This is a genomic window from Actinomadura sp. NPDC048955, from assembly GCF_040649435.1.
GTDB lineage: Bacteria > Actinomycetota > Actinomycetes > Streptosporangiales > Streptosporangiaceae > Spirillospora > Spirillospora luteofluorescens.
Genome location: NZ_JBEZJI010000025.1, coordinates 12422 through 35526, shown reverse-complemented (window position 1 = coordinate 35526; position 23105 = coordinate 12422). Strand labels below are relative to the sequence as shown.

The window sequence follows — 23105 nt, the reverse complement described above, 5'->3', positions numbered from 1 at the left end:
CCGCCTTGGCCCCCGGCACAGGAAGGAAGGTTGCCAGAAGATCGGGGCGGGACCGCTCCCGGTTCCGGCGGGAATACACTGACCTGCGCGATGCGACGACGGCGGGCGGTGCCCGTGACCAACGGAGTTACTCGCGCGTAGGATGATGAGATTGTTTCCCGGTGACGGACGACCCCCATCCGTCCCCACGATTCGGTGATCGGAGAGTGTGGTGACCGCGACCCCGGACGCCCGCCCCCGTGGCACGAGGCTGCCGCGACTGGCGCGCCGCAAGCAGCTGCTCGGCGCGGCCCAGGAGGTGTTCGTCGCGCAGGGGTACCACGCCGCGGCGATGGACGAGATCGCCGAGCGCGCGGGCGTCAGCAAGCCCGTGCTGTACCAGCACTTCCCGGGCAAGCTGGAGCTGTACCTGGCGCTGCTGGACGAGCACGCCGAGGCCCTGGTGAAGATCGTCCGTGAGGCGCTGGAGTCCACCACGGACAACAAGCTGCGCGTGCAGGCGAGCATGCAGGCCTTCTACGACTTCGTGGCGGGCGACGGCGAGGCCTACCGGCTCGTCTTCGAGTCCGACCTGCGCAACGTCGCGCCCGTCCGGGCCCGCGTCGACCGCGCCAACCAGCAGTGCGCCGAGATGATCGCCCAGGTCATCGCCGAGGACACCAACGCCCCCGCCGAGGAGGCGCACCTGCTCGGCATGGGCCTGGTCGGCATGGCCGAGGTCAGCGCCCGCTTCTGGCTCTCCCAGCACCGGGCGATCCCCAAGGACACCGCGGAGAAGATCATCGCCCGGCTGGCGTGGCGCGGCATCTCCGGCTTCCCTCGCACCACCGACCAGAGCTGACGCCGCGGGCGCGGCGCGACCGGCGTCTGAGGGCCCGGACCGGCGCCGCGGGCCCGAATCTGCGCCGTCCCCCCGCGGCAGGGGCACGTTCACCCTCGGCACAACCGTGCGGCGGCACCGCGCGGTGATCTCCGTGCGACCATCGGAGGCGGGCCCGCCGGCGGTCGGCGGGACCGACGACGGGAGGCATCGCGTGCAGGTTCGCATCGGGGTCCAGAACGTGGCCAAGGAACTGGTGGTCGACACCGACCAGACGGCCGACGAGGTCCAGAACGCGCTCGGGGCGGCGCTCGCCGACCCGCACGGCGTGCTGGTGCTGAAGGACCGCCGCGCCGGCCGGGTCGTCGTCCCCGGGGCCCGCGTCGGTTACCTGGAGATCGCCGAGGACGAGCAGCGCAGCGTGGGCTTCGGCACGCAGTACACCTGAGCCGCGCGCGGCGCGCCACGCGCCCCCGCACGCCTGGGACAGGCCGTCCACCTGCGGCTTTACCTCGCTCCCCGCGCGTCTTGACGTGATTTTTGTTTCAACCTTGCAGGAGGGGCATACCGATCACCGACCTCGGGCGACCGGCCCACGGAAAGGATGGTTGATCGACATGCTCACGACGATCCTCTGGTTCATCGTCGTCGGTGCCGTCATCGGTGCACTCGCGCGGCTGGTCGTGCCGGGCCGCAACCCGATCGGCATCCTGCTCACGATCCTCGTCGGCATCGCCGGCGCGATCCTCGGCGGCGTCGTCGCGGACGCGCTGGGGGCGGGGATGCTCGTCGCCTTCGTCTTCGCGGTGGTGATCGCCGCGCTGGGCGTGGCGGCGCTCACCACGATGAACACCCGCGGCCGCGGCCGCGGCCACGGCTGGCGGACCCGCCGCCGGAGCTACTGACCCCCGGCACCACCCCGGCGCAGGCCCCCGCCCTCCACGGCGGGGGCCTGCGCCGTCGTGAGATGTCCGGATGTGGCCGTCCTCGCCCCGGCTCCGACCGGTCCGGAGGCCCCGCCGCGCCGGGTGCGTAACGCCTGGCGGGCCGGGGACGGAATAGATGAAACCATGGAAACGTTGGGTCGAGTGACCGGCTATTGGTGTAGGCAATCAACGGTCGGTACACTGCGTCGCGGAGTGTGACCGCACGCAGCCACAGTGAGTGACTGCTTTCAACCCCTGACTGCGGTCGCCGGAAGATTTTGAGCAACGGCTGGTCCCTCCCGCGCGAGCGCGCGGCCACAGGAACGGCGGAGACGCCGGTTCGGCGGTTCACGCCGACGAGCCGCGCCGCACCCGGGAGTCGGAGACCCCGCATATTGGAGGCTGAAAGCCCTGACTACCTTTCGTGAACTCGGGGTCGTACCCGAGATAGCAGACGCCCTCGAAGCCGAAGGCATCGTGGAGGCGTTCCCCATCCAGGAGCTCGCCCTGCCGATCGCGCTGGGCGGCCATGACATCATCGGCCAGGCCCGCACGGGCACCGGCAAGACCCTCGCGTTCGGCGCCGCGCTGCTGCAGCGCATCGAGCACGGCGGCCGTGAGCCGCGCGCGCTCGTCGTCGCGCCGACCCGCGAACTGGCCCTTCAGGTCACCGACGACCTGCTGGTCGCCGGCGGCAAGCTCGGCACCCGCGTCCTGTCGGTGTACGGCGGGCGCGCCTACGAGCCCCAGATCGAGGCGCTGCGCGAGGGCGTCGACGTCGTCGTCGGCACCCCGGGCAGGCTCCTCGACCTGGTCAAGCAGAAGTACCTCGACCTGTCCAAGGTCGGCGTGCTGGTGCTGGACGAGGCCGACCGCATGCTCGACCTCGGCTTCCTGCCCGACATCGAGCGGATCATCGACCGGATCCCGGCGCGGCGGCAGACCATGCTGTTCTCGGCGACGATGCCGGGCGAGATCGCCGCGCTGTCGCGCCGGTACCTGACCCGCCCGACCAACGTCCGGGCCGAGTCGCACACCGAGTCCGACGCGACTCCGCAGGTCGTCCAGCACGTCTTCCAGGCCCACCAGATGGACAAGCCGGAGATGCTGGCCCGCCTGCTGCAGGCCGAGGGCCGTGGGCTGACCATGGTCTTCTGCCAGACGAAGCGGGCGTGCGACCGGGTGGCCGCCGACCTCGCGCAGCGCGGCTTCGACGCCGCCGCCGTGCACGGCGACCTCGGGCAGAGCCAGCGCGAGCGGGCGCTGCGCGCGTTCCGCAACGGCAAGATCGGCGTGCTGGTGGCCACCGACGTGGCGGCCCGCGGCCTCGACGTCGACGACGTCACCCACGTCGTGAACTACGAGTGCCCCGACAGCGCCGACACCTACGTGCACCGCATCGGCCGGACCGGCCGCGCGGGCAAGGAGGGCGTCGCCGTCACGCTCGTCGACTGGTCCGACCTCAGCCGGTGGAAGCTGATCAACGGCACGCTCGACCTGCCGTTCGCCGCCCCGGAGGAGACCTACTCCACGTCCCCGCACTTCTTCGAGACCCTCGGCATCCCCGCGGGCACGAAGGGGACGCTGCCCACCGACCAGCGCAACGGCCGCGCCGGGCTGGACGCCGAGAAGCTGGAGGACATCGGCGAGACGGGCAAGGTCCGCAGCCACGACCGCGGCCAGGACCGCGGCCGCGACCAGGACCGGGAGCGGGAGCGTCCCCGGCCGCGCCGCCGCAAGCGCGACCGTGCCCGCACGCGTGCGGGCAAGCCGGTCGAGGCCGCGGCGGGGGAGGCCGAGACCACGGCGGACGACAACGTCGTGGACGCGGTCGCCACCGAGCGCAAGCGCAGCCGGAACCGCCGCCGCACCCGCGCCGGCAAGCCGGCCGCGACCGCGGGCGGCACCGCGGAGGCGTCGCAGACCGCCTGATCGGCGGCGGAACACCCGACCGCGAGACTCGTGTCAGTCCCGCGGTCGCGTTCCGTCCGGGCCTCTCCCCTCGCGCAGCCTGAGGGCGAGGCCCGGATGGTCGGTGACGAGGACGGCGACGCGCGGGTCGCGCAGGAAGCGGCGCATCACGGGCTCGGCGTTGACCGTCCAGATCATGGCGGGGATCCCGGCGCGCCCGCACTGGCGCAGCACGCCGACGCGGGCGAGCCGGTGGTTGAGGGCGACCATGTCGGCGCCCGCCCGCCGGATCAGCCGCAGCGGCGCGAAGTCGTGCGCGGCGCCCCGCTCCCACAGGTTGCGGCCGACCGACAGGGCCGTCCGCACCCCGGGGAAGCTCTTCTTGATCTCCACGAGGGACGTGATCTCGCGGGTCGTCACCACGAAGTTCCCGGTGCCGAACGCCTCCACCGCCAGCGCCACGGTCTCGTGCTCGCAGCCGCGCTCCTTGAGGTCCAGATGCCCCTGCGCCCGGCCCGCGATGATCTTCATGGCGTCGCCGGCGAGCGGGACGGTCCGCACCGCGAGCTCCTGGATCCGCTCGTAGGGGAGCCGGTTCAGCCGGAGTCCGGCGATCTCGGGGTCGTGGTGGACGACGAGCCGGCCGTCACCGGTCCGCCTGACGTCGATCTCCACGTACTCGGCGCCGGACGCGACGGCGTCGCCGAGGCCCGTGAGGCCCGCTTCGTCACGGCGGTGGGCGGAGATGGCAGGCAGCGCGACCACGCTGGCGACGCTACCACCGAAGATTTCTTACCGAAGCCCGCAGGCCCCCATTGACTAAGGTTTCCACCGTGAGTACGCCCCGGTTCGTGAGTCTGCCCCCCGGTGTTCGCCGGACGACCGTCGAGACCTCCCGCGGCCCGTTCGCCGCGCTGGAGGCCCTCCCCGGATCGGGCGTGCCCGACCGCTGTCCCGCCCTCCTCGTCCCCGGCCTCACCGGCAGCAAGGAGGACTTCCTCGCCGTCCTGGAGACCCTGGCCGCGTCCGGGCGCCGCGTCGTCGCGATCGACATGCGCGGCCAGTACGAGTCGCTCGGCCCCGACGACGAGAGCGCCTACACCCGCGCGGCCCTGGGCGCCGACGTCGCGGCCCTGCTGTCGGCGCTGGGCCCGGACCCCGTCCACCTGGTCGGCCACTCGTTCGGCGGCCTGGTGTGCCGCGAGGCCGTCCTCGGCGGGGCCCGTCCCGCGTCCTTCACGCTGATGAGCTCGGGTCCGGCCGCCATCGGCGGCCAGGCCGCCGCGAGGGCCCGCGCCCTGCGCGACGCCATCCCCGAACTCGGCATGGCGCAGATCTGGGAGCTCAGCCTCGAACCCGACTACCTCGGCCGGGGCGTCCAGCGCGAGATCGTCGCCTTCCTCAAGGCCCGCACGCTCGGCAACTCCGAGAAGGGGCTGACCCGCATGGCCGACGAGATCCTCACCGCCCCCGACCGCGTCGACGAGCTGGCCAAGCACTGCGCCGACACCACCCTGCGCGTCCTGGTCATCTACGGCGAGGACGACGACGCCTGGGATCCCCGCGCCCAGGCCGCCATGGCCGAACGCCTCAACGCGCCCAAGGTCGTCATCCCCGGCGCCGCCCACTCCCCCGCGTGGGACGCCCCCGAGACCACCGCCGCCGCCCTCCTCGCCCTCTGGTCCGACACCGAACGCACCCTCAAGTAGCCGCGGCCCGCGGGCGCCCGGCCCGCGGTCAGGCCTTGAAGTAGTGGCCCGCCTCCAGGTCCTCGATGAGCCCGGGGCGGGTCGGGCGCCATCCCAGCAGCTCCCGGGTCAGCGCGCTCGACGCCGGTGCGTCGGCGCCGAGCGGGCCCGCCAGCCAGCCGAAGTGCCCGGCCGCGTCCCCGGCGGCGACGGACTCCGCCGGGACGCCGAGACCGCGCCCGACCGCCTCGGCGACGGCGCGCAGCGGCACGCCCTCGTCGGCGTTCGCGTGCAGCACCGATCCCGCCGGCGCCTTCTCCAGCGCGAGCCGGAAAAGGTGCGCGGCGTCGAGCACGTGCCCGGCGGGCCAGCGGTTGGCCCCGTCCCCGATGTAGCCGGAGACGCCCTTGTCCCGGGCGATGCCGACCACGCTCGCGATGAAGCCCCTGTCCCCTTCGCCGTGCACGGTCGGGGGCAGCCGGACGACGGACGACCGCACCCCGCGCGAGGCGAGCGAGAGTGCCAGCCGGGCGGTGCCGTGCCGCGTCTCCGCCCCGGGCCCCGGCTCGGACGGGTCGCCGCCGGCCCCGTCCCGTTCGGTCGCCACCCGCCCCGGCGCGAGGCCGAGCAGTCCGGAGGCGAGGACGAACGGCCGGTCGGAGCCCGCGAGCGCGTCGCCGAACGCCTCGACGGCGCGCCGGTCCGCGTCGGCGGCGTCCTGGAACCCGCCCGAGAACGCGATGTCGTGCTTGAACGCCAGGTGAACGACGCCGTCCGAGGCCGCGGCGGCGTCGCGCAGGACGTCGAGGTCGTCCAGGGTGCCGCGGCGCACCCCGGCGCCGGCCGCGGTGAGGACGGCGGCGGAGGCGTCCGAGCGGGCGAGCCCGGTGACGCGGTGCCCCGCCGCGAGGAGTTCGGGAACGAGCGCCGAGCCGATCCAGCCGGACGCCCCGGTGACGAAGACGTGCATGGGAGACCTCCCGTTGATCCGCCGGGCACGGTCGTGCCCGGAGAACGCGACCGATGTCAGTCACTGTCATCACCATACACGCGCGATGTCAGTGGCTGTCATCGACTAGGATTCCGGCCATGGGGCGATGGGAGCCGAACGCGTGCGGCCGGCTCGAGCAGGCGGCACTGGAGCTCTACGGCGAGCGCGGCTTCGACGGCACCACCGTCGCGGAGATCGCCGGCCGGGCCGGCCTCACCGAGCGCACGTTCTTCCGGCACTTCGCCGACAAGCGCGAGGTCCTGTTCGCGGGCTCGGCGATGCTCCACGACCTGCTGACCACCGCCGTCGCCGAAGCCCCGGCGACCGCGGCGCCGCTGGAGGCGACGGCCGCGGCGCTGGAGGCCGCCGGCGCCGTCTTCGCGGGACGCCACGACCACTCCCGCCGCCGCCAGGCCGTCATCGACGCCAACGCGGAACTGCGCGAACGCGAGCTGATCAAACTCGCCACCCTGGCCGGGGCGCTCGCCGCGGCGCTGCGCCGCCGCGGCGTCCCCGACCCGGCCGCGGCCCTCGCCGCCGAGGCCGGGATCGCCGTCTTCAAGGTCGCCTTCGAACGCTGGCTCGGCGACGGCGGCCGCGACCTCCCCCACCACATCCGCGAGTCGCTCGACGAGCTGAGGTCCCTCACCGCCGCCGGGTGACCGGCCCGGTCAGTCGAGGCAGAACTCGTTGCCCTCGGGGTCGGCCATCACGATGTGGCCCGCTTCGAGCGGCGGCTTCGGGTCGTGGCGCCGGAGGCGGGCGGCGCCGTGGGAGGCGAGGCGGTCGGCCTCGGCCTCCAGGGCCGCCATCCGCTCGTCGCCGCCGAGGCCCGGCGCGGCCCGCACGTCGAGGTGCACGCGGTTCTTGGCCTGCTTGCCCTCCGGGACGCGCTGGAAGAACAGCCGGGGGCCGGAGCCGCCGGGGTCGACCACCGCCGAGGCGTCGTTGCGGTTCTCCTGCGGCACCCCCATCGCCTCCAGGGCCTCGTCCCATGACGCGAAGCCGCCGGGCGGGTCCTGCAGCCGGTAGCCGAGGGCCTCGGCCCAGAAGGCCGCCAGCGCGGCGGGGTCGGCGCAGTCGAAAGTGATCTGGACGTCGCGGGCCATGTCAGCTCGCCTCCCGGTGAGTGTGCTTATGGAGATCGCGGAGCAGGCACACCTCGGACAGGTGGTGGACCAGCTCCCGGTTGATGTGCAGGACCAACGCTGCCAGGGGACGCTCGGCGTACGGTCCCTCGGCCTCCCCGCACGGGCGGGCGAGGCCGGTCTCGCCGAGCGATTCGACCCCGGCCAGCCACGTCGCGTACTCGGCGTCGAGCTGGGCCAGCGCCTCGCCCGCCGTCGCGGCGTACCCGAACGCCTGGTAGTCGGTGGGCGGGCGCCCGAAGTGCGCGGCGCTGCGCACCGCCAGCACGCCGACGATCACGTGCGCGAGCCGCCACGCGATCGTCGTGAAGGGGGCCGGGTCCGGGGCCGGCATCGCGAAGTCGATGGTCATCGCAGAGCCGGCTCGCCCGGGCGGGCGCACGCTCCAGGAGCCGGGCACCGGCTCCCAGAAGTACTCGTCGTCGGTGAGTCCGCTGATGCGAGGACGCAGCTGGTTGTCCCAGTGCCAGGCGATCTGGTCCCGGAGCAGCGGATTCCAGGTCTCGGTCATGAACCCACTGTCGCCGCAATAGCGGACAGGTACGGTCCGCGTTTCGTGCGACGATGGACGCGTGAGTGTCGAGGCGACGACCGAGCGGGTGCTGCGGCTTCTGGGGCTGCTGCAACGGCGGCCGTCCTGGACGGCCTCCGCCCTCGCCGCCGAACTGGGCGTCACCGACCGCTCGGTGCGGCGCGACGTGGAACGGCTGCGCGCGCTCGGGTACCCGGTGCACGCGACTGCGGGCGTGGGCGGCGGCTACCGGCTGGGCGCGGGCACCCGGCTGCCGCCGCTGCTCCTGGACGACGAGGAGGCGATCGCGACGGCGGTGTCCCTGCGGATGGCGTCCGGCGGGACGGTCGCCGGGGCGGGCGAGGCGGCGCTGCGGGCGCTGGCGAAGCTCGACCAGGTGATGCCGCCCCGGCTGCGCGCCGAGGTCCGGGCGGTGCACGGCGCCACCGAGACCCTCGTCGGCCCGGGCGTCCAGATCGACGCGGAGCTGCTGGTGACGCTCGCGCGGGCCTGCCGCGACGCGGTGCGCGTCCGGTTCCGCTACCCCGGGCGGGACGGCGCGGAGCGCGAGCGCACGGTCGAGCCGGTGCGGATGGTCGCCACGGGACGCCGCTGGTACCTGATGGCGTGGGACGCCGACCGCGACGGCTGGCGCACGTTCCGGCTGGACCGGATGCGCGGGGCGGTGGCGACGACCTGGCGGTTCCGGCCGAGGGAGCACCCGGACCCGGTCGCCTACGTGCAGCACGCCGTGACCGGGGCGCCGTACCGGCATCTCGCGCGCATCCGGGTGCACGCCACGCCCGACGAGGTGCGCGAGCTGATCCCGCCCCAGGTGGGACGGGTCGAGGACGATCGCGACGGCTGGTGCGTGCTCGTCGTCGGCGGGGCCGACCTGGACGTGCTCGCCCTGCACACGGCCCGGCTGGGCTTCGACGTGGAGGTACTGGAGCCCGCCGAACTACGAGAGGCCGCCGCCAGCCTCGCCCGCCGCCTGGGGCGTATCTCGAAGTGAGGTCGGCCCAGCGCGCGAACGGGTGACCTGGCCGGTGGAGCGAAGCCGGAGGCGAGCGGAACCGGCCAGATCACGAAGCGATGCCGCTTTCGCCAGGGCCCGGTCACGTAGCGAGCCGCCAGGCGAGCGAAGTGGGCCGGGCCCTGGGAACACAGCCTGGCGGCCCTTGCCGGCTAAGGCACCGGTTGGAGATGGACGAGGATCATCCAGGTGCGGTCGTCGCGCGTGTAGGCGGCGCGCACGCGGTAGCGGCCGGGGGCCAGGTCGATGTTCAGGTGGTTGCCGGGTTCGGGGGTCGCGCCGGGCCAGGCGGAGTCGAAGAGGACGACGGCGCCGTCCACGTCCCAGCTGAGCTCCTCCTCCCACTCGACGCCGCGGACGGCGCTGCGGGCCGCCTGGAGGAGTTCGGCCTCGGAGTCGGCCGCCGCCCAGCGCAGGAAGAGGCGCTCGTCCGGCAGGTAGGTCGTCGTGGCGGGTTCGTCGCCGAGGACGAGGCCCTGCCCGCCGCCGATGCCGACCAGCCCGATGTAGCCCTCGACCGCGCAGGCGCGCCCGTAGTCGCCCCAGGCCTCCACGGGGGCCTCGTCGTCCTCGCCGTCGGTGGCGCCCTCCCAACGGGCCAGCTGGGACGCGGGCGCGGCCAGCAGCGGGCCCCCACCGGACTCGACCCAGTCCATCGGCACACCCTCTCGTCGGTGGAGGCGTCACCTTACATCGCGCGTCGGACACCTTCCCTCTGACGTGGGCATATGCGACGATTGAAGTGAATTGTCACGATGTGACGGTGTGGCGGGAAGAACGGCCGGACGGGGCGCCGCCGCCGAACCTCGCGCGCGGGCGCCGGGCCGGCGAGGGGGCATCATGCGCAAGGTGGCCGACTGCAGGGACATGCCGAGCGAGATGAACTGCACGCTCACCATCAGCGGTGAGCCGGACGAGGTCGTCCGCGCCGCCGCCGAGCACGCGGCCTCGGTGCACGGGCACGAGGACACCCCGGAGCTGCGGGAGGAGATCCGCACCCACCTGAAGGACGAGCACGCGACGGTCGGAGGCTGAGCCGGATGGGCTTCGTACAGATCATCGACTACCGCACCGACCGCCAGAACGAGCTGGAGGGCCTGTTCGACGAGTGGGCGAAGGCCAGCGAGGGCAAGCGCACGGCGACCCACGAGCTGCACACCAAGGACCGCCAGGACGCGTCCCACTACGTCGACATCGTCGAGTTCCCCTCCTACGAGGAGGCGATGCGCAACAGCGACCTGCCCGAGACCCGGCGCATCGCCGGGGAGATGGAGGCGCTGTGCACCGACGGCCCGCGCTTCCTGAACCTGGAGGTCGTGCGCGACGACCAGCTGTGACCCGGTAGCCCACCGGACCGCGGCCGACGAGGACTTCTCACCTTTCAGGGAGGGGGCGGTGTCGTAGGCGGGCTGAGGTAATGACACACTTACCTCAGTTTGTCTCATGGAGGTGTACATGCCGGCGACCGTCCAGCCACCCGAGAGCGTCACCTGGCGCGTCCACATCGACCGGTCCATGTGGATCGGCGGGGTGCGCAGCCTGATGCTCCAGGCGCTGCACCCCATGGCGATGTGGGGCGTCTGGCAGAACTCCAACTTCCGCGAGGACCCGTTCGGGCGGCTCCAGCGCACGTCCGACTTCGTCGGGCTCGGCACCTTCGGCAGCCCGGAGGAGGTCGAGGAGGCCGCCTACCGGGTGCGGGAGATCCATCGGAGCCTGCGCATCCTCAACCACGACACCGGCAGGAAGGAGCGGCTCGACCAGCCCGAACTGCTGCTGTGGGTGCACTGCGCCGAGGTGTACTCCTACCTGGAGGTGGCGCGGCGGGCCGGGCTGCCGCTCACGGACGCGATGGCCGACAGGTACCTGTACGAGCAGCGCAAGTCGGCGACGCTCGTCGGGCTGCACGCCGACGACGTCCCCGGCGGCGTGGCCGAGATGGAGGCGTTCTTCGCCGAGATGCGGCCGCGGTTGCGGGTCACCGAGGAGGCGGCGGAGACCGTCCGGTTCCTCATGTGGCCGACGCTGCCGGACAACCTGAAGTTCCTCTCCCCCGGCAAGCCCGGCTACTTCCCGTTCGGGGCGCTCTGCTACTACTCGCTGCCTGACTGGGCCCGCCAGATGTACGGGGCCCTGCCGGAGGTGCCGCAGCCCGCGGTGACGGCGGCGCTGAAGTCGTTCCGGCTCGCGATGAACTCGGTGCCCGAGCGCGTCCACGACTACGCGTTCGCGAAGAACACCCGCGACATGCTGGACCGCTCCCGGCAGCGGCTCGCGGACGACGGCTACGACCTGAGCAAGGGCCTGTACGGCCTGCGCGACCCGCGCCGCTGGCCCGACCGCCGCGCTCTCACCCCCGCTTGAGGAGGCTTCGGCGTCGGGCTCGCGGGGCGAGGCTCGAAAGCGAGCCGGCCAAGGGCTCCTAGACGGCGTCGACGGGGAGCGCCGCCCACGGCTCCTTGCGCGGTGCGGCCTCCCGGCCCTCCGGGCAATGGCGGGCGAAGTCGCACCACGAGCACAGGTTCCCCGGACGCGGCGGGAACATCTCGTCGTACGGGGCGTGCTCGACCTCCCCCTCACGGGGCTTCGGCACCCCGGCGCGCTTCCCCGCGCCCGCACGGTAGGCCTGGTCGGCGGCCGCGGCCTCGGCGGCGATCTGCTCGGCGCGCCGGATGTGCCGGGCCAGCGACTCCTCGGTGTGCTCCCACACCGCGACCTCGCCCGACGGCAGATGGTGCAGCTCGACCCGGCGGCACGGGCGCCGCAGGACGCGCGACGCCGCCACCGCGTAGATCGCCATCGCCAGCGAGCCGCGGGCGTCGTCGGCGGTCAGCACGTGCCGCCCGGTCTTGTAGTCCACGACGACCAGCTCGGAGCCGCGCGCGTCCAGCCGGTCGATGCGGCCGGACACCGCTATCCGGTCGGTGCGGGTCGCCACAGTGCGCTCGACGCCGAGCGGCTCGTCGGACGGATCCAGCCCGGCGACGTACCGCTCCGTCATCTCCCGGGCCCGCTCGCGCCACTGCGCGGACTGCGCCTCGTCCCGGAACCCGTCGGTCAGCCAGCCGCGGAGCAGCAGCCTCCCGGCCGCCTCGGGGCTGCGCTCGCGGACGGGCAGCCGCCACCAGCCGGCCAGCGCGTTGTGCACGCTCGCCCCGACGCTGTTGTGCGCCCACGGCGGCCCCTTGGGCGGCATCGGACGGTCGAGGTACGTCATCCGGTACCGGCGCGGGCAGTCCAGCCACGTGTTCAGCCGCGAAGGCGTGCACGTGTAAAGCCGCTGAGGCATCCCCTCAAAGCCCAGCTGCTCAGCCACCACTCCGTCCTCTCTGGGGGGACGACCCCCCAGACCCCCCGAAAGCGGGACTGACCGCTGCCCTCCGCTTCGCTCCGGGCATCGGTCAGTCGTCAGACTCCCGCGCCATGGAGCCCCAGCTCTCCCAGCGGGCGTCCTCGTCGCCGACGGTGGTCTCCTCGCCCTGCGCGGGCAGGACCCGCAGGTCCTTCGGCAGCGGGGTCAGCAGCGCGCCGATCGAGTTGAGCTGCTTGCGCAGGTCCTCGTAGACGCCGCCGACCGAGCCGGGACGGCCGCGGTGCAGGGTGTCGCCGGAGAACAGCAGGCCGAGCTGCTCGCTGATCACGCAGACGCTGCCGGGCGTGTGGCCCGGGGTGTGCACGACCTCCAGCTGCGCCTCGCCGATCTCGAAGACGCCGCCGTCCTCCAGCCAGATGTCGGGTTCGAGGGAGCGCAGCGCCTTGGCGTCGTCCTCGTCGTCCTCCTCCTTGGCGAGGCGGCCGAAGTAGTCGCGCCACAGCAGCCGGTCGGCGCGGTGGAGCGCGATCGGCGCCCAGTCGTCCTCGTCCTCCTCGCCGGCCGCGGCCACTTCGAGGACCACGCTGAGGCGGTGCTCGTTGCCGTCGGTCAGCAGGACGGCCATGACCTCGCGGTCACCGACCTCCTTGAGGATGGCCTCGGCGTCGTTGGCCGGGTCGATCACGATGACCTCGTCGTCGTCGCCGACGATGTAGGTGTTGTTCTCGACGTCGTACTCGGTGTCGTCCAGGGTGAGCTTCCCTGACGTCACCACCTGTTCGATGCGCGCGTCCACGCTTCGCACCCTACCGCGATTCGCCGCGCCGGTCGGGCAGACGGAGATCGCCGCCGGTGGCGGCCGCGCGGAGCGCCTCGAGGGCGTCCGGCGCGGTGGTCTCGACGCCGATCCGGTCGCCGGTGAACGCCCCGTGGTCGTCGCTGGAACCGGTCACGGCGAGGCCCAGCGAGGCGGCCAGGCCGCGCAGGCGGGCGCGGTCCTCGGCGGCGTGGTCGGGGTGGTCGGTCTCGACCCCGGCGAGCCCGGCGGCGGCGAGCCTCTCGATCACCTCGTCGCCGAACACGTAGCCGCGGCGGCGCGCCCGCGGGTGCGCCAGGACGCACACTCCCCCGGCCGCGCGGACGAGCGCGATCGCCCGCTCCGGGTCGAGCGCGTACCGCTCGACGTAGGCGCGGCCGCCCTGCGCGATCCACCGCGACGTGAACGCCTCGTCCGCCGTCTCGATCACGCCCGCCTCCACCATCGCGCGCGCGATGTGCGGCCGCCCGACCGCCTCTCCCCTGGCCAGCGCGCCGACCATGTCCCAGGTGACGCCGGCGCCGAGCTCGCGGAGCCGCTCCACCATGCCGCGCGCCCGGACCACCCGGTCGTCGCGGATCCTGGCCAGCTCGGCGGCCAGCACCGGCTCCGCCGGGTCGAACAGGTAGCCGAGCATGTGCAGGCTCCGGCCGTCCTCCTTGCACGACAGCTCGATGCCGGGGACGAGCGCCAGGCCGTCCGGGAGGGACGCGGCGGCCTCGTCCCAGCCGGCGACGGTGTCGTGGTCGGTCAGCGCGACGACGTCCACGCCGTTCTCGCGCGCCCGCCGGACGACCTCCGCCGGCGGCCGGGTCCCGTCGGAGGCGTCGCTGTGGCAGTGCAGATCGATCCGCATGGGCCCTTCATACCAGCGGGACGCCGCTCAGTCGTCGAGACGGGGGCTGTGGGCGCCGTAGGGGAGGTCGAGGTCCATGCCCGGCTCGCGGAGGTCGAGCAGGGTGAGGCGCTCCACCATGAGCACCCCGGCGTCGGCGGGCCACAGCACCGCCCACAGCCAGTTCCCCATCGCCTCGCCGACGTAGGCGGCACGGTCGGGGCGGTCGCCGACCGCCCACATCGGGACCGTCTGCCCGCAGGTCGCGGCGGGGCCTCCGACGTCCAGCCGCACGTGCGGCGGGCCGCCGTTGAAGGCGGTGCCGGGGTCGGGGCCCGCGAGCCCCGCGAAGTGGGCGCCGAAGCCGATGCCCGGCTCCTCGGCGATCAGGACCATGTCGGCGGGGCCGTGCAGCAGCCCCGGCCCGGACACCGCGGCGGCGGTCGCGCGGGCGCCCGAGCGCTCGTCCCCGACGGTGGCGAAGCCCGTGAGGAGCCAGGCCGCCGGAAGCGGCCAGGGCGTCCAGAGGGGGACCCTCGCGTCCCGCAGAGCGACGGCCAGGCCCTCGGGACCGGGACGGTTCGACGGCTGCCTCGGCAGTACGGCGCCGTGCACGCCGCAGCTCCAGTCGCTCGACCAGAGGCTCGGCGCGCTCAGAGGGCCCGCGCAGCGCGGGCATGTGGGCTCCGCCCTCATGCTTAACCACCCTGCGCGGCGACGTCCCGCCCCGTCAAGGGGCCGCGGGGGTCGCCGCCCAGGAAAGTGGCGACACAATGGGGTCATGCGAGTGCGCTGCGTGGGCGGGATCGTGCGGGACGGCGAGGGGCGGTTCCTGCTGGTCAGGCGCGGACACCCGCCGGGCGAGGGCCTGTGGTCGATCCCGGGCGGACGGGTCGAGCCCGGCGAGGACGACCGGGCGGCGGTCGCCCGGGAACTGAGGGAGGAGACCGGTCTGGACGTCCTCGTCGGCGCCCTGGCCGGGACGGTGGAGCGCCCCGGCCCCGGCGTCGTCTACGAGATCCACGACTACACGGCGACCGTGGCCGGCGGGACGCTCCGCGCGGGCGACGACGCCTCCGACGTCCGCTGGGCGGCCCCCGGCGATCTCGGCGCCCTCCCGATCACGCCCGGCCTCCTCGACGCTCTCACCGACTGGGGCCTCCTATGAGGCGTGCACCGGCTCCGTGGCCGCCGTGACCGGCGTGTCGCCGTCGCCGGGGCCCGCCGTGACGGTCCGGACCCGCATCCGCCGGGCCAGCCACACGACGGCGGCCGCGTACAGCAGCATCGGGACGACGTCCGCCGCGACGACCTGCCAGGGGACGCTCCCCTGCTCGATGTCGAGCTCGCCGATCGCCGCGGGCCCGAGGAACGCCGTCAGGTTGTTGAACACGTGCAGGGCGATGCCGGACTCCAGCCCGCCCGTCCGCACCGCGAGCCATGCCGCGATCGCGCCGAACGCGAAGATGTCGAGGATCCCCCAGCCCGTGTAGCCGTGCCCGGCGGTGAACAGCGCCGAGCCCACGACGATCCCCGGCCACGGCGTGCGGAACACGGCGCTGAGGACGCGCCCGACGCGGTTCCTGACGTTCTCCAGGGTGCACGCGCCCACGGCCTGGAGCATCCAGCCGCGGAACGCGTACTCCTCCGCCGCCGACTGGAGCGGCACCAGCAGGATGATGACGATGGCCGGGGCGATGAACCGTCCCCACCCGACCCAGTGCTCGTCGCCGCCCGACTGGTCGTCGATCGCGGCCGAGGCGGCCAGCGACGTCCCGAAGGACACGGCGCAGAACAGGATCGCCAGGCCCGAGCAGGCGAGGAGCCAGCGCCAGCGCAGCCGCCCCGCGACCGAGGACAGCGTGCCCGGCCGCCGCCGCTGGACGACCCACGCCGCGGCCAGCACGACCGGCAGGAACAGCGCCAGGGCCCCGAGGTTGTACGCCAGGTCGGCCGTCTGGTCGCCGAAGATCGCGTCGGTGTCCGTCCCGGAGGTGTCGGGGGCCTCGCCCGTGACCACCACCCGGACGATGACGCCCACGATCATCAGCCCGATGGCCAGCCCCAACCCGACGGCGGCGATCCCGAAGGTCCCCGCCAGCGGGCGCCACCACCGGTGCACCTCGTTGCGCGCCAGCCGGTGGAACGGGGCCGCCTTGGGCGTCGCCACGGTCCAGGGCCGCTTCACCGCCTGGATCCCGTACCCGGGGCCGTAGGGGCCCGGGTGGTGCGCGCCCGGCGGCTGCGCCGGCGCCCCGTCCCAGTACGGCATCCCGGGCGTGTACCCCTGCCCGTACGGCTGGCCGGGACCGTACGGCTGACCCGGACCGTAAGGGAGTTGAGCGCCGTAAGGCTGTTGAGGCCCGTAAGGCTGCTGGGCGCCAAAGGGCTGCTGGGCGCCGTGAGGCCGCCCGGTGTCATGGGGCGGCCGGGCCGGTTCCGGGGGCCAGGCGGCGGGCGCCGGAGGCTCGCCCTCCGGCATCGGCCGAGGACCGGACGGCTGCGACTCGCGCTGCGGCTCGCGTCCCAGCTCGGGGTCTAGGGGCGCCCAGCCGTCGCCGTCCCCTGGTCCTGCCACGTGTGGGCCCTCCTGGTCGATCTCGTTTACGTGGGACGAATCGTACGGGGCGTTCAGTTCCCGGACGGATCGAAGCGCTTCGTCCGGGCCATCCCCGCGGCGCGGCCCTTGGCGGCGATCACGAGCGCCATCTTGCGGGACGCCTCGTCGATCATCTCGTCGCCCAGGCGGGCGGCGCCGCGGCCCTCGCCGAGCGAGTGCTCGTAGGCGTCCAGGATCAGCTCGGCGTGGTCGTAGTCGTCCTGGGACGGCGAGAACACGGCGTTGCCCGCCTCGATCTGGGACGGGTGCAGCACCCACTTGCCGTCGAAGCCGAGGGCGGCGGAGCGCTCGGCGACCCGGGTGAAGGCCTCCACGTCGCGGACGTTGAAGTAGGGACCGTCGATCGCCTGGAGGTCGTGGGCGCGGGCGGCCATCAGGATCCGCATGAGGATGTAGTGGTAGGCGTCGCCCTCGGTGTAGCCGGGCGGCTGCTCGCCGACGACGAGGGTCTTCATGTTGATCGACGCCATGAGGTCGCCGGGCCCGAGGACGAGGGCCTCCAGCCGGGGCGAGGACGCGGCGATCGCGTCGACGTTGACCATGCCGCGGGCGTCCTCGATCTGCGCCTCGATGCCGATGCGGCCGGCGGGCAGGCCCGTCGCCCGCTCGATCTGGGTGAGCAGCCGGTCGAGCCACTGGACGTGGGAGGCGTCCGACACCTTCGGCAGCATGACCGCGTCGAGGTTGGCGCCCGCGCCCTCGACGACCTCGATCACGTCCCGGTAGGCCCAGTGGGTGTCCAGGTCGTTGACGCGCACCACCCGCGTCCTGCCGGTCCAGTCGCCGTCGTTGAGCGCGGCGACCACGGTCGCGCGGGCGCCCTCCTTCGCCGACGGCGCGACGGCGTCCTCCAGGTCGAGGAAGATCTCGTCGGCGGGCAGCCCCTGCGCCTTCTCGATGAAGCGGGGATTGCTGCCCGGAACCGCGAGGGTGGTACGTCGTGAGCGCATGGCCCCGGATGCTATCCAGCGGTGTGAGACCCTCGTGGCATGGGTCTGAACAGGGCACTGCTGGAGGAGGCGGCCAAGAAGTCGGGGCTGCTGTGGCTGGACCTGCCCGGCCTGCCCCAGCCGCGCGCCGCCTGGCACGTGTGGCACGACGGGTCGGCGTACGTGCTGACCGGCGGGGAGGGCGAGCAGCCGCTCCCGGGCCTGCCGGAGGCCGCGCGGGTGACGGTGATCCTGCGCAGCAAGGACAAGGGCGGGCGGCTCCTGACCTTCGGCGCCGAGGTCGAGCGGGTCGAGCCGGGCTCGCCGCTGTGGGACGAGGTGGCGCCCGTCCTCGCCAAGGAGCGCCTGAACGCCCGGACCCACGAGGGCCAGGTGGAGACGTGGGCCGAGGAGTCGTGGATCGTCCGGCTCACCCCGGCCGACGAGGTCGTCGAGGCGAGCGGGGAGTACGCGACCGTCCGGCCGGTGCCGACGCCCGCGACGACCGCCGGCGCGCCCCCGCGCCTGTACGGCGGCAAGCGCCGCCACGCCGACCGCTAGCCCGCCTTCCGGCGGGGCCTCACGGCGTCAGGCGGCGCCCCTCCGCGAGGGCGCGCAGCTTGTCCGGGTTGGCCACCAGGTGGATGGCCGTGACCCGGCCGTCCGCGTCCACGTCGGCGCTGACCGTGCTGATCGGCCCGTTCGGGCCGTCCACGACCAGGGCCGGAACGCCGTTGAGGTCGACGCGCCGGAAGCGCATGTCGGCCGGATCGACGCCCTCGTAGGGCTGGCCCTCGATGGCGGCGAGGAAGCGCGCGATCTTCTCCGCGCCGAAGACCGCCCGGCGCGGCGCCCGGACCTTGCCGCCGCCGTCGGACCACAGCGCGACGTCGGGCGCGAGGACCTCCAGGAGCCGGTTGAGGTCGCCGCCGAGAACCGCCTCGAAGAACCGCTCGGTGGCGGCGCGCCGCTCGGCGCCGCCCGCCTCGAAGCGTGGCCGCCGCGCCTGCACGTGCTTGCGGGCGCGGGTGCCGAGCTGGCGGACCGACGCCTCGGAGCGGTCCAGCGCGTCGGCGATCTCGGCGAAGGGGTAGCCGAAGACCTCCTTCAGCACGAACACGGCCCGTTCGAGGGGGCTCAGCGTCTCCAGGACGACGAGCATCGCCATCGACACCGACTCCGACATCTCGGCGTCCTCGGCGACGTCCGGGGAGGTCAGCATCGGTTCGGGCAGCCACGGCCCGACGTAGGTCTCGCGCCGGGCCTGCGCCGAGCGCAGCCGGTCGAGCGCGACGTTGGTAGTGATCCGGACGAGGTAGGCCTTGGGGTCGGCCACGCCGGACCGGTCTCCGGCCGACCAGCGCAGCCAGGCGTCCTGGACGGCGTCCTCGGCGTCGGCCGCCGTGCCGAGCATCCGGTAGGCCACCGCGAACAGCAGGTTGCGGTGCTGCTCGAAAGGCTCTGCGAAGGCGTCGCTCACGGTCCCTCACCCTTTCACGTCCCTTTCGCCCCCCAGACTCCGGGTGACGGCCGGATGTGACATACCCGTCCGGATCAGCCGGGAGATCACGGGTAGTGTCCAGGCCATGAGCGGTGCTCCGTCACGGGTGTTCCTGGCCCGGCTCGCGGGCGTCGCGGTGTTCGACCCGGTCGGAGACCAGGTCGGCCGGGTCCGCGACGTCGTGGTCGCGCTGCGCCTCGCGCCGCGCGCCCCGCGGGTGCTCGGGCTGGTCGTGGAGGTCGCCTCGCGCCACACGGTGTTCCTGCCGATCACCCGCGTCACGGTGATCGAGGCGGACGCGGTCGTCTTCGACGGGCGGCTGAACGTGCGCCGCTTCCAGAAGCGCGAGTCCGAGACGCTGGTGATCGCCGAGCTGCTGGACCGGACCGTCCGGTTCCGCGACACCGGCGACGCCGTCTCCGTCGTGGACGTGGCGATGGAGCCGACCCGCACCCGCGACTGGCTCGTCACCAAGGTCGCCGTCCGCCGCACCACGGGCCGGGGCCTGCGCAAGCGCGGCGAGAGCCGGATCGTGGACTGGGACGCCGTGGAGGGGTTCTCCGCCGTCGAGCTCGGGCAGGGTGCGGCCGGGCTGATCGCCGCGTTCGAGCGGATGAAGCCCGCCGACCTCGCCAACATCGTGCACGAGCTGCCGGAGAAGCGGCGCACCGAGGTCGCGGTCGCGCTGGACGACGAGCGCCTCGCCGACGTCCTGGAGGAGCTGCCCGAGGACGACCAGATCGAGATCCTCGGCAAGCTCGGCGTGGACCGCGCCGCCGACGTCCTGGAGGCGATGGGCCCCGACGACGCCGCGGACCTGCTCGGCGAGCTGCCGACCGAGCAGCGCGAGCAGCTGCTGACGCTGATGGAGCCGCGCGACGCGGCCCCCGTCCGGCGGCTGCTCACCTACCCCGACCACTCGGCGGGCGGGCTGATGACGACCGACCCGGTGATCGTCCCGCCGGACGCGACGGTGGCCGAGGCGCTCGCGCTGATCCGCCGCCCCGACCTGAACCCGGCGCTGGCCGCGCAGGTCTACGTGTGCCGGCCGCCGGCGATGACGCCGACCGGCCGCTACCTCGGCACGGTGCACTTCCAGAAGCTGCTGCGCGAACCGCCGCCCACACTGGTCAGCGGGATCGTCGACGCCGAACTGGACCCGCTGCGCCCCACCATGTCGCTGGAGGCGGTCGCGATGTTCCTGGCCACCTACAACCTGGTCGCGGGCGCGGTCGTGGACGAGAACGGGCACTTGCTGGGCTCGGTGACGATCGACGACGTCCTCGACCATCTGCTGCCCGAGGACTGGCGGGAGGCCGCGATGGACGCGGTCGCCGAGGAACCCGCCGATCCCGAGGAAGAGGCTCTGCGGGGGACGACATGACGACCACGACACGCGAGATCACCGCGCGCCTGGACCAGCCGAGGGAGCTGCGCCGGACGCTTCTGCCGCGCCGCCTCTACTACGACCCAGAGTCGTTCGGGCGGGTGTCGGAGCAGATCGCGCGCTTCCTGGGGACGGCCCGCTTCATCGTCTACATGACCGTGTTCGTCTCGGTGTGGCTCGTGTGGAACGTGACGGCTCCGGTGTCGCTCCGGTTCGACCCGTACCCGTTCATCTTCCTGACGCTGATGCTGTCGCTGCAGGCGTCGTACGCGGCGCCGCTGATCCTGCTGGCCCAGAACCGGCAGGACGACCGGGACCGCGTCCAGTACGAGCAGGACCGGTCGCGCAACGAGCGCAGCATGGCCGACACCGAGTACCTCACCCGCGAGATCGCGGGGCTGCGGGTCGCGCTGAGCGAGGTCGCCACCCGCGACTTCGTGCGCTCGGAGCTCCAGCAGATGCTCAGGGAGATGGACGCCAAGAAGCCCGTCCCTTAGGCCCCCTCGTCGGCGAGCTTGTCCAGGATGTGGCCGAGGGCGCGCAGGTCGGGCTCGTCCAGCCGGCTGAGGATGTGGTCGCGGACGCCCTGCCGGTAGGTGGGGGCGGCCTCGGTGAGCCGGGCCCGGCCCCGCGCGGTCAGGACGGCGAACAGCCCGCGCGCGTCGCTCGGGCAGGACTGCCTGGCCACCAGCCCGTCGCGCTCCAGCCGGTCGACCAGCCGCGTCAGGCCGCTGCGCGACAGCAGCACGCGGTCGGCCAGGTCGTTCATCCGCAGCCGCCCGTGCGGCGCCTCGCCGAGGTGCACGAGCACCTCGTAGGAGCCGAGCGCGAGGTCGTGGCGGGCCAGCAGGTCGGCCTGCAGCCGGCGGGAGATCTGCGCCTGGGCGCGCAGCATCGTCCGCCACACGATCAGCTCGGCGGAGGCCGAGGCGAGGTCGGTGGTCACGGACCGATGGTAGGCCGGGCGGGCCGCCCGTGCGATGGACGCGCGCGTTCGCGTGCACGTCCGCGTGTACGCCGCGTGTGAGGACGGACACCCTGATTAGCAGGTTGGCGCGTCGGGTTCATACCATGGACGCATGGCCTCCCTTCTGACGACCGAGCGGGTGAACGCGGCTCTCGCCACGGTGCTCGATCCCGAGATCCGCAAGCCCATCACCGAGCTCGACATGGTCAAGAGCATCGACATCGACGCGGACGGCGCCGTCCGCGTCGGCGTCTACCTGACCGTGGCCGGGTGTCCGATGAAGGACACCATCACCAGGAACGTCACGGAGGCCGTGTCCGAGCTTGACGGCGTGTCCTCGGTGCGCGTCGACCTCGACGTGATGAGCGAGGAGCAGCGCAAGGACCTGCAGACCAAGCTGCGCGGCGGGCAGCCCGCCAAGGAGATCCCGTTCGCCCAGCCGAACTCGCTGACCAAGGTGTACGCGGTGGCGAGCGGCAAGGGCGGCGTCGGCAAGTCGTCGGTGACGGTGAACCTCGCCGCCGCGCTGGCCGCCCAGGGCCGCAAGGTCGGGGTCGTGGACGCCGACATCTACGGCCACTCGGTGCCGCGGATGCTGGGCGTGGACACCCCGCCCACCAAGGTCGAAGACATGATCATGCCGCCGACCGCGCACGACGTGAAGGTGATCTCGGTCGGCATGTTCACCGCCGGGAACCAGCCGGTCGTGTGGCGGGGGCCGATGCTGCACCGCGCGCTCCAGCAGTTCCTCGCGGACGTGTACTGGGGCGACCTCGACATCCTGCTGATGGACCTGCCGCCCGGCACCGGCGACATCGCGATCTCCGTCGCGCAGCTGCTGCCGTCCGCGGAGATCCTCGTCGTCACCACCCCGCAGCAGGCCGCCGCCGAGGTGGCCGAGCGGGCGGGCGCGATCGCCGCGCAGACCCACCAGCAGGTCGTCGGCGTGATCGAGAACATGTCCTACCTGGCCTGCGCGCACTGCGGTGAGCAGCAGCACATCTTCGGCGAGGGCGGCGGCCAGACGGTCGCGGACGCGCTGACGAAGACGCTCGGGACGCGTGTCCCGATGCTCGGCCAGGTGCAGATCGACCCGCGCCTGCGCGAGGGCGGCGACAACGGCGTCCCGCTGGTGCTCTCCGACCCCGACGCCGGGGCCGCCAAGGAACTGCGCACGATCGCCGACAAGCTCGCCGGCCGCAGCCGCGGCCTCGCCGGGATGTCCCTCGGCATCAGCCCCAAGGGCCGCTGACCACCGCCCGCCCGGGGCCTCCCCGGGCGGGTGTCACGCCGGCTCGGGCCCGTGGGCGCGCCGCGGCTTTGACGGGCGCCGCGGCACAGGGCGAGGGGTCAGGTCGCCTCGTTGTCGAAGGGCGGCTTCTCGCTCGGGTCGAGACCCGCGGACGACGTCGCGTACGAGGGCTCGTCGTCGAAGATGCCCGAGTCGTTCTTCAGGTAGGTCTCGTCGTCCTCGAACAGGTGCTTGCGGACGAACGTCTTCGGGTTGAGGTCGTTGAGGTCGAAGTCCTTGAACTCGGGGCCGAGACCTTCCTGGAGGTCGGCCTTGGCGCTGTTGGCCATCTCGCGGAACTGCCGCAGCATCCGGCCGGCCTGCCCGGCGACCTGCGGCAGCTTGTCGCCGAAGATGACCAGGGCGAGGACGACGAGCACCGCCATCTCACCGAGTCCGACGTCGAACAACCCG

At 73.4% G+C, this 23105-nt stretch carries 29 protein-coding genes; 15 read left to right on the top strand and 14 right to left on the bottom strand.

Features of this window, described 5'->3' with window-relative positions; all coding sequences use genetic code 11:
* Positions 1-211: 211 nt before the first annotated feature.
* From AB0C84_RS23455 to AB0C84_RS23440, 4 genes are all read left to right on the top strand, one after another.
* Positions 212-841, top strand: a complete 630-nt coding sequence (locus tag AB0C84_RS23455; RefSeq protein WP_179843698.1) for a TetR/AcrR family transcriptional regulator — start codon at positions 212-214, stop codon at positions 839-841.
* 193 nt (positions 842-1034) lie between these two features.
* Positions 1035-1268 carry a DUF3107 domain-containing protein gene (locus tag AB0C84_RS23450; protein WP_361069914.1) on the top strand — a complete coding sequence of 78 codons (234 nt, stop codon included), beginning with the start codon at positions 1035-1037 and terminating at the stop codon, positions 1266-1268.
* A gap of 169 nt (positions 1269-1437) precedes the next feature.
* Positions 1438-1725, top strand: coding sequence for a GlsB/YeaQ/YmgE family stress response membrane protein (locus AB0C84_RS23445; protein WP_179843700.1), 288 nt, complete (start codon positions 1438-1440; stop codon positions 1723-1725).
* Positions 1726-2223: 498 nt separating this feature from the next.
* Entirely contained in the window at positions 2224-3678 is a 1455-nt protein-coding gene (locus AB0C84_RS23440; protein ID WP_361069911.1) for a DEAD/DEAH box helicase, read from the top strand.
* Positions 3679-3711: 33 nt separating this feature from the next.
* Here AB0C84_RS23440 and AB0C84_RS23435 read toward each other — a convergent pair whose 3' ends face one another.
* Complete coding sequence (locus tag AB0C84_RS23435; protein ID WP_361069908.1) at positions 3712-4422, bottom strand: glycerophosphodiester phosphodiesterase family protein; 711 nt, start codon at positions 4420-4422, stop codon at positions 3712-3714.
* Positions 4423-4490: 68 nt separating this feature from the next.
* Here AB0C84_RS23435 and AB0C84_RS23430 point away from each other — a divergent pair, with 68 nt between their 5' ends.
* The gene (locus tag AB0C84_RS23430; RefSeq protein WP_361069905.1) at positions 4491-5366 is read left to right on the top strand and encodes an alpha/beta hydrolase; all 876 of its coding nucleotides are present in this window, start codon (positions 4491-4493) and stop codon (positions 5364-5366) included.
* A gap of 28 nt (positions 5367-5394) precedes the next feature.
* Here AB0C84_RS23430 and AB0C84_RS23425 read toward each other — a convergent pair whose 3' ends face one another.
* A complete protein-coding gene (locus AB0C84_RS23425; protein ID WP_361069902.1) occupies positions 5395-6315 on the bottom strand; it encodes an SDR family oxidoreductase in 921 nt (306 codons plus the stop codon).
* A gap of 119 nt (positions 6316-6434) precedes the next feature.
* Here AB0C84_RS23425 and AB0C84_RS23420 point away from each other — a divergent pair, with 119 nt between their 5' ends.
* A complete protein-coding gene (locus AB0C84_RS23420; protein WP_361069899.1) occupies positions 6435-6998 on the top strand; it encodes a helix-turn-helix domain-containing protein in 564 nt (187 codons plus the stop codon).
* Positions 6999-7007: 9 nt separating this feature from the next.
* Here AB0C84_RS23420 and AB0C84_RS23415 read toward each other — a convergent pair whose 3' ends face one another.
* Both AB0C84_RS23415 and AB0C84_RS23410 read right to left on the bottom strand, forming a co-directional pair.
* Positions 7008-7445 (bottom strand): VOC family protein, encoded by a 438-nt coding sequence (locus AB0C84_RS23415; RefSeq protein WP_179843705.1) that lies wholly within the window; start codon positions 7443-7445, stop codon positions 7008-7010.
* 1 nt (position 7446) lies between these two features.
* Positions 7447-7995 carry a DinB family protein gene (locus AB0C84_RS23410; RefSeq protein WP_361069894.1) on the bottom strand — a complete coding sequence of 183 codons (549 nt, stop codon included), beginning with the start codon at positions 7993-7995 and terminating at the stop codon, positions 7447-7449.
* Between the two features lie 61 nt (positions 7996-8056).
* Between AB0C84_RS23410 and AB0C84_RS23405 the strand changes: the two genes are divergently transcribed.
* Positions 8057-9010, top strand: coding sequence for a YafY family protein (locus AB0C84_RS23405; protein ID WP_361069891.1), 954 nt, complete (start codon positions 8057-8059; stop codon positions 9008-9010).
* A 173-nt stretch (positions 9011-9183) separates the two neighbouring features.
* Here AB0C84_RS23405 and AB0C84_RS23400 read toward each other — a convergent pair whose 3' ends face one another.
* Positions 9184-9687: an Imm21 family immunity protein gene (locus AB0C84_RS23400; RefSeq protein WP_361069888.1), complete on the bottom strand. Its 504-nt coding sequence runs from the start codon at positions 9685-9687 to the stop codon at positions 9184-9186.
* Positions 9688-9871: 184 nt separating this feature from the next.
* Between AB0C84_RS23400 and AB0C84_RS23395 the strand changes: the two genes are divergently transcribed.
* From AB0C84_RS23395 to AB0C84_RS23385, 3 genes are all read left to right on the top strand, one after another.
* Positions 9872-10066, top strand: a complete 195-nt coding sequence (locus AB0C84_RS23395) for a DUF1059 domain-containing protein (RefSeq protein ID WP_179843709.1) — start codon at positions 9872-9874, stop codon at positions 10064-10066.
* Positions 10067-10071: 5 nt separating this feature from the next.
* Entirely contained in the window at positions 10072-10368 is a 297-nt protein-coding gene (locus AB0C84_RS23390) for a hypothetical protein (RefSeq protein ID WP_179843710.1), read from the top strand.
* A gap of 118 nt (positions 10369-10486) precedes the next feature.
* Entirely contained in the window at positions 10487-11395 is a 909-nt protein-coding gene (locus AB0C84_RS23385; RefSeq protein ID WP_361069884.1) for an oxygenase MpaB family protein, read from the top strand.
* A 58-nt stretch (positions 11396-11453) separates the two neighbouring features.
* Here the strand turns inward: AB0C84_RS23385 and AB0C84_RS23380 are convergent, their stop codons facing one another.
* From AB0C84_RS23380 to AB0C84_RS23365, 4 genes are all read right to left on the bottom strand, one after another.
* Entirely contained in the window at positions 11454-12347 is an 894-nt protein-coding gene (locus AB0C84_RS23380) for a PD-(D/E)XK nuclease family protein (protein WP_361069881.1), read from the bottom strand.
* A gap of 85 nt (positions 12348-12432) precedes the next feature.
* Entirely contained in the window at positions 12433-13140 is a 708-nt protein-coding gene (locus AB0C84_RS23375) for an MBL fold metallo-hydrolase (RefSeq protein WP_179843713.1), read from the bottom strand.
* 10 nt (positions 13141-13150) lie between these two features.
* Positions 13151-14017: a PHP domain-containing protein gene (locus AB0C84_RS23370; protein ID WP_361069877.1), complete on the bottom strand. Its 867-nt coding sequence runs from the start codon at positions 14015-14017 to the stop codon at positions 13151-13153.
* Positions 14018-14044: 27 nt separating this feature from the next.
* Positions 14045-14692 carry a DUF6758 family protein gene (locus AB0C84_RS23365; protein ID WP_258941395.1) on the bottom strand — a complete coding sequence of 216 codons (648 nt, stop codon included), beginning with the start codon at positions 14690-14692 and terminating at the stop codon, positions 14045-14047.
* An 85-nt stretch (positions 14693-14777) separates the two neighbouring features.
* On the opposite strand from AB0C84_RS23365, the gene AB0C84_RS23360 reads away from it, so the two are divergent.
* Positions 14778-15164, top strand: coding sequence for an NUDIX domain-containing protein (locus AB0C84_RS23360; protein WP_361069874.1), 387 nt, complete (start codon positions 14778-14780; stop codon positions 15162-15164).
* Here the strand turns inward: AB0C84_RS23360 and AB0C84_RS23355 are convergent.
* Positions 15159-16268, bottom strand: a complete 1110-nt coding sequence (locus AB0C84_RS23355; protein WP_361069871.1) for a CPBP family intramembrane glutamic endopeptidase — start codon at positions 16266-16268, stop codon at positions 15159-15161. The two genes, AB0C84_RS23360 and AB0C84_RS23355, sit on opposite strands and share 6 nt — an antisense overlap.
* A 359-nt stretch (positions 16269-16627) precedes the next feature.
* Entirely contained in the window at positions 16628-17566 is a 939-nt protein-coding gene (locus AB0C84_RS23350; protein ID WP_361069868.1) for a CoA ester lyase, read from the bottom strand.
* Positions 17567-17605: 39 nt separating this feature from the next.
* Between AB0C84_RS23350 and AB0C84_RS23345 the strand changes: the two genes are divergently transcribed.
* Complete coding sequence (locus AB0C84_RS23345) at positions 17606-18106, top strand: hypothetical protein (RefSeq protein WP_179843720.1); 501 nt, start codon at positions 17606-17608, stop codon at positions 18104-18106.
* Between the two features lie 19 nt (positions 18107-18125).
* On the opposite strand, the gene AB0C84_RS23340 is transcribed toward AB0C84_RS23345, so the two are convergent.
* Positions 18126-19025 (bottom strand): RNA polymerase sigma-70 factor, encoded by a 900-nt coding sequence (locus tag AB0C84_RS23340; protein WP_258941391.1) that lies wholly within the window; start codon positions 19023-19025, stop codon positions 18126-18128.
* A 106-nt stretch (positions 19026-19131) separates the two neighbouring features.
* Here AB0C84_RS23340 and AB0C84_RS23335 point away from each other — a divergent pair, with 106 nt between their 5' ends.
* Together AB0C84_RS23335 and AB0C84_RS23330 are read left to right on the top strand one after the other, a co-directional pair.
* Complete coding sequence (locus tag AB0C84_RS23335; protein ID WP_361069863.1) at positions 19132-20430, top strand: CBS domain-containing protein; 1299 nt, start codon at positions 19132-19134, stop codon at positions 20428-20430.
* Complete coding sequence (locus AB0C84_RS23330) at positions 20427-20930, top strand: DUF1003 domain-containing protein (protein WP_179843723.1); 504 nt, start codon at positions 20427-20429, stop codon at positions 20928-20930. The genes AB0C84_RS23335 and AB0C84_RS23330 overlap by 4 nt, the downstream gene beginning before the upstream one ends.
* Here the strand turns inward: AB0C84_RS23330 and AB0C84_RS23325 are convergent.
* On the bottom strand, positions 20927-21379 hold the full coding sequence (locus AB0C84_RS23325; RefSeq protein ID WP_258941389.1) for a MarR family transcriptional regulator: 453 nt from the start codon (positions 21377-21379) through the stop codon (positions 20927-20929). The genes AB0C84_RS23330 and AB0C84_RS23325 overlap by 4 nt on opposite strands.
* Positions 21380-21512: 133 nt before the next feature.
* Between AB0C84_RS23325 and AB0C84_RS23320 the strand changes: the two genes are divergently transcribed.
* On the top strand, positions 21513-22652 hold the full coding sequence (locus tag AB0C84_RS23320) for an Mrp/NBP35 family ATP-binding protein (RefSeq protein WP_361069859.1): 1140 nt from the start codon (positions 21513-21515) through the stop codon (positions 22650-22652).
* 98 nt (positions 22653-22750) lie between these two features.
* On the opposite strand, the gene AB0C84_RS23315 is transcribed toward AB0C84_RS23320, so the two are convergent.
* A complete protein-coding gene (locus AB0C84_RS23315; protein ID WP_258941387.1) occupies positions 22751-23101 on the bottom strand; it encodes a sec-independent translocase in 351 nt (116 codons plus the stop codon).
* Positions 23102-23105: the final 4 nt, after the last annotated feature.

What these genes read in the sequence shown, in the direction of transcription:
- AB0C84_RS23400 (WP_361069888.1), bottom strand. Translation starts at nt 9,687, where the DNA reads ATGGACTGGGTCGAGTCCGGTGGGGGCCCGCTGCTGGCCGCGCCCGCG.
- AB0C84_RS23385 (WP_361069884.1), top strand. Translation starts at nt 10,487, where the DNA reads ATGCCGGCGACCGTCCAGCCACCCGAGAGCGTCACCTGGCGCGTCCAC.
- AB0C84_RS23370 (WP_361069877.1), bottom strand. Translation starts at nt 14,017, where the DNA reads ATGCGGATCGATCTGCACTGCCACAGCGACGCCTCCGACGGGACCCGG.
- AB0C84_RS23330 (WP_179843723.1), top strand. Translation starts at nt 20,427, where the DNA reads ATGACGACCACGACACGCGAGATCACCGCGCGCCTGGACCAGCCGAGG.
- AB0C84_RS23415 (WP_179843705.1), bottom strand. Translation starts at nt 7,445, where the DNA reads ATGGCCCGCGACGTCCAGATCACTTTCGACTGCGCCGACCCCGCCGCG.
- AB0C84_RS23320 (WP_361069859.1), top strand. Translation starts at nt 21,513, where the DNA reads ATGGCCTCCCTTCTGACGACCGAGCGGGTGAACGCGGCTCTCGCCACG.
- AB0C84_RS23445 (WP_179843700.1), top strand. Translation starts at nt 1,438, where the DNA reads ATGCTCACGACGATCCTCTGGTTCATCGTCGTCGGTGCCGTCATCGGT.
- AB0C84_RS23410 (WP_361069894.1), bottom strand. Translation starts at nt 7,995, where the DNA reads ATGACCGAGACCTGGAATCCGCTGCTCCGGGACCAGATCGCCTGGCAC.
- AB0C84_RS23360 (WP_361069874.1), top strand. Translation starts at nt 14,778, where the DNA reads ATGCGAGTGCGCTGCGTGGGCGGGATCGTGCGGGACGGCGAGGGGCGG.
- AB0C84_RS23335 (WP_361069863.1), top strand. Translation starts at nt 19,132, where the DNA reads ATGAGCGGTGCTCCGTCACGGGTGTTCCTGGCCCGGCTCGCGGGCGTC.
- AB0C84_RS23350 (WP_361069868.1), bottom strand. Translation starts at nt 17,566, where the DNA reads ATGCGCTCACGACGTACCACCCTCGCGGTTCCGGGCAGCAATCCCCGC.
- AB0C84_RS23355 (WP_361069871.1), bottom strand. Translation starts at nt 16,268, where the DNA reads ATGCCGTACTGGGACGGGGCGCCGGCGCAGCCGCCGGGCGCGCACCAC.
- AB0C84_RS23420 (WP_361069899.1), top strand. Translation starts at nt 6,435, where the DNA reads ATGGGGCGATGGGAGCCGAACGCGTGCGGCCGGCTCGAGCAGGCGGCA.
- AB0C84_RS23390 (WP_179843710.1), top strand. Translation starts at nt 10,072, where the DNA reads ATGGGCTTCGTACAGATCATCGACTACCGCACCGACCGCCAGAACGAG.
- AB0C84_RS23365 (WP_258941395.1), bottom strand. Translation starts at nt 14,692, where the DNA reads ATGAGGGCGGAGCCCACATGCCCGCGCTGCGCGGGCCCTCTGAGCGCG.
- AB0C84_RS23395 (WP_179843709.1), top strand. Translation starts at nt 9,872, where the DNA reads ATGCGCAAGGTGGCCGACTGCAGGGACATGCCGAGCGAGATGAACTGC.
- AB0C84_RS23425 (WP_361069902.1), bottom strand. Translation starts at nt 6,315, where the DNA reads ATGCACGTCTTCGTCACCGGGGCGTCCGGCTGGATCGGCTCGGCGCTC.
- AB0C84_RS23345 (WP_179843720.1), top strand. Translation starts at nt 17,606, where the DNA reads ATGGGTCTGAACAGGGCACTGCTGGAGGAGGCGGCCAAGAAGTCGGGG.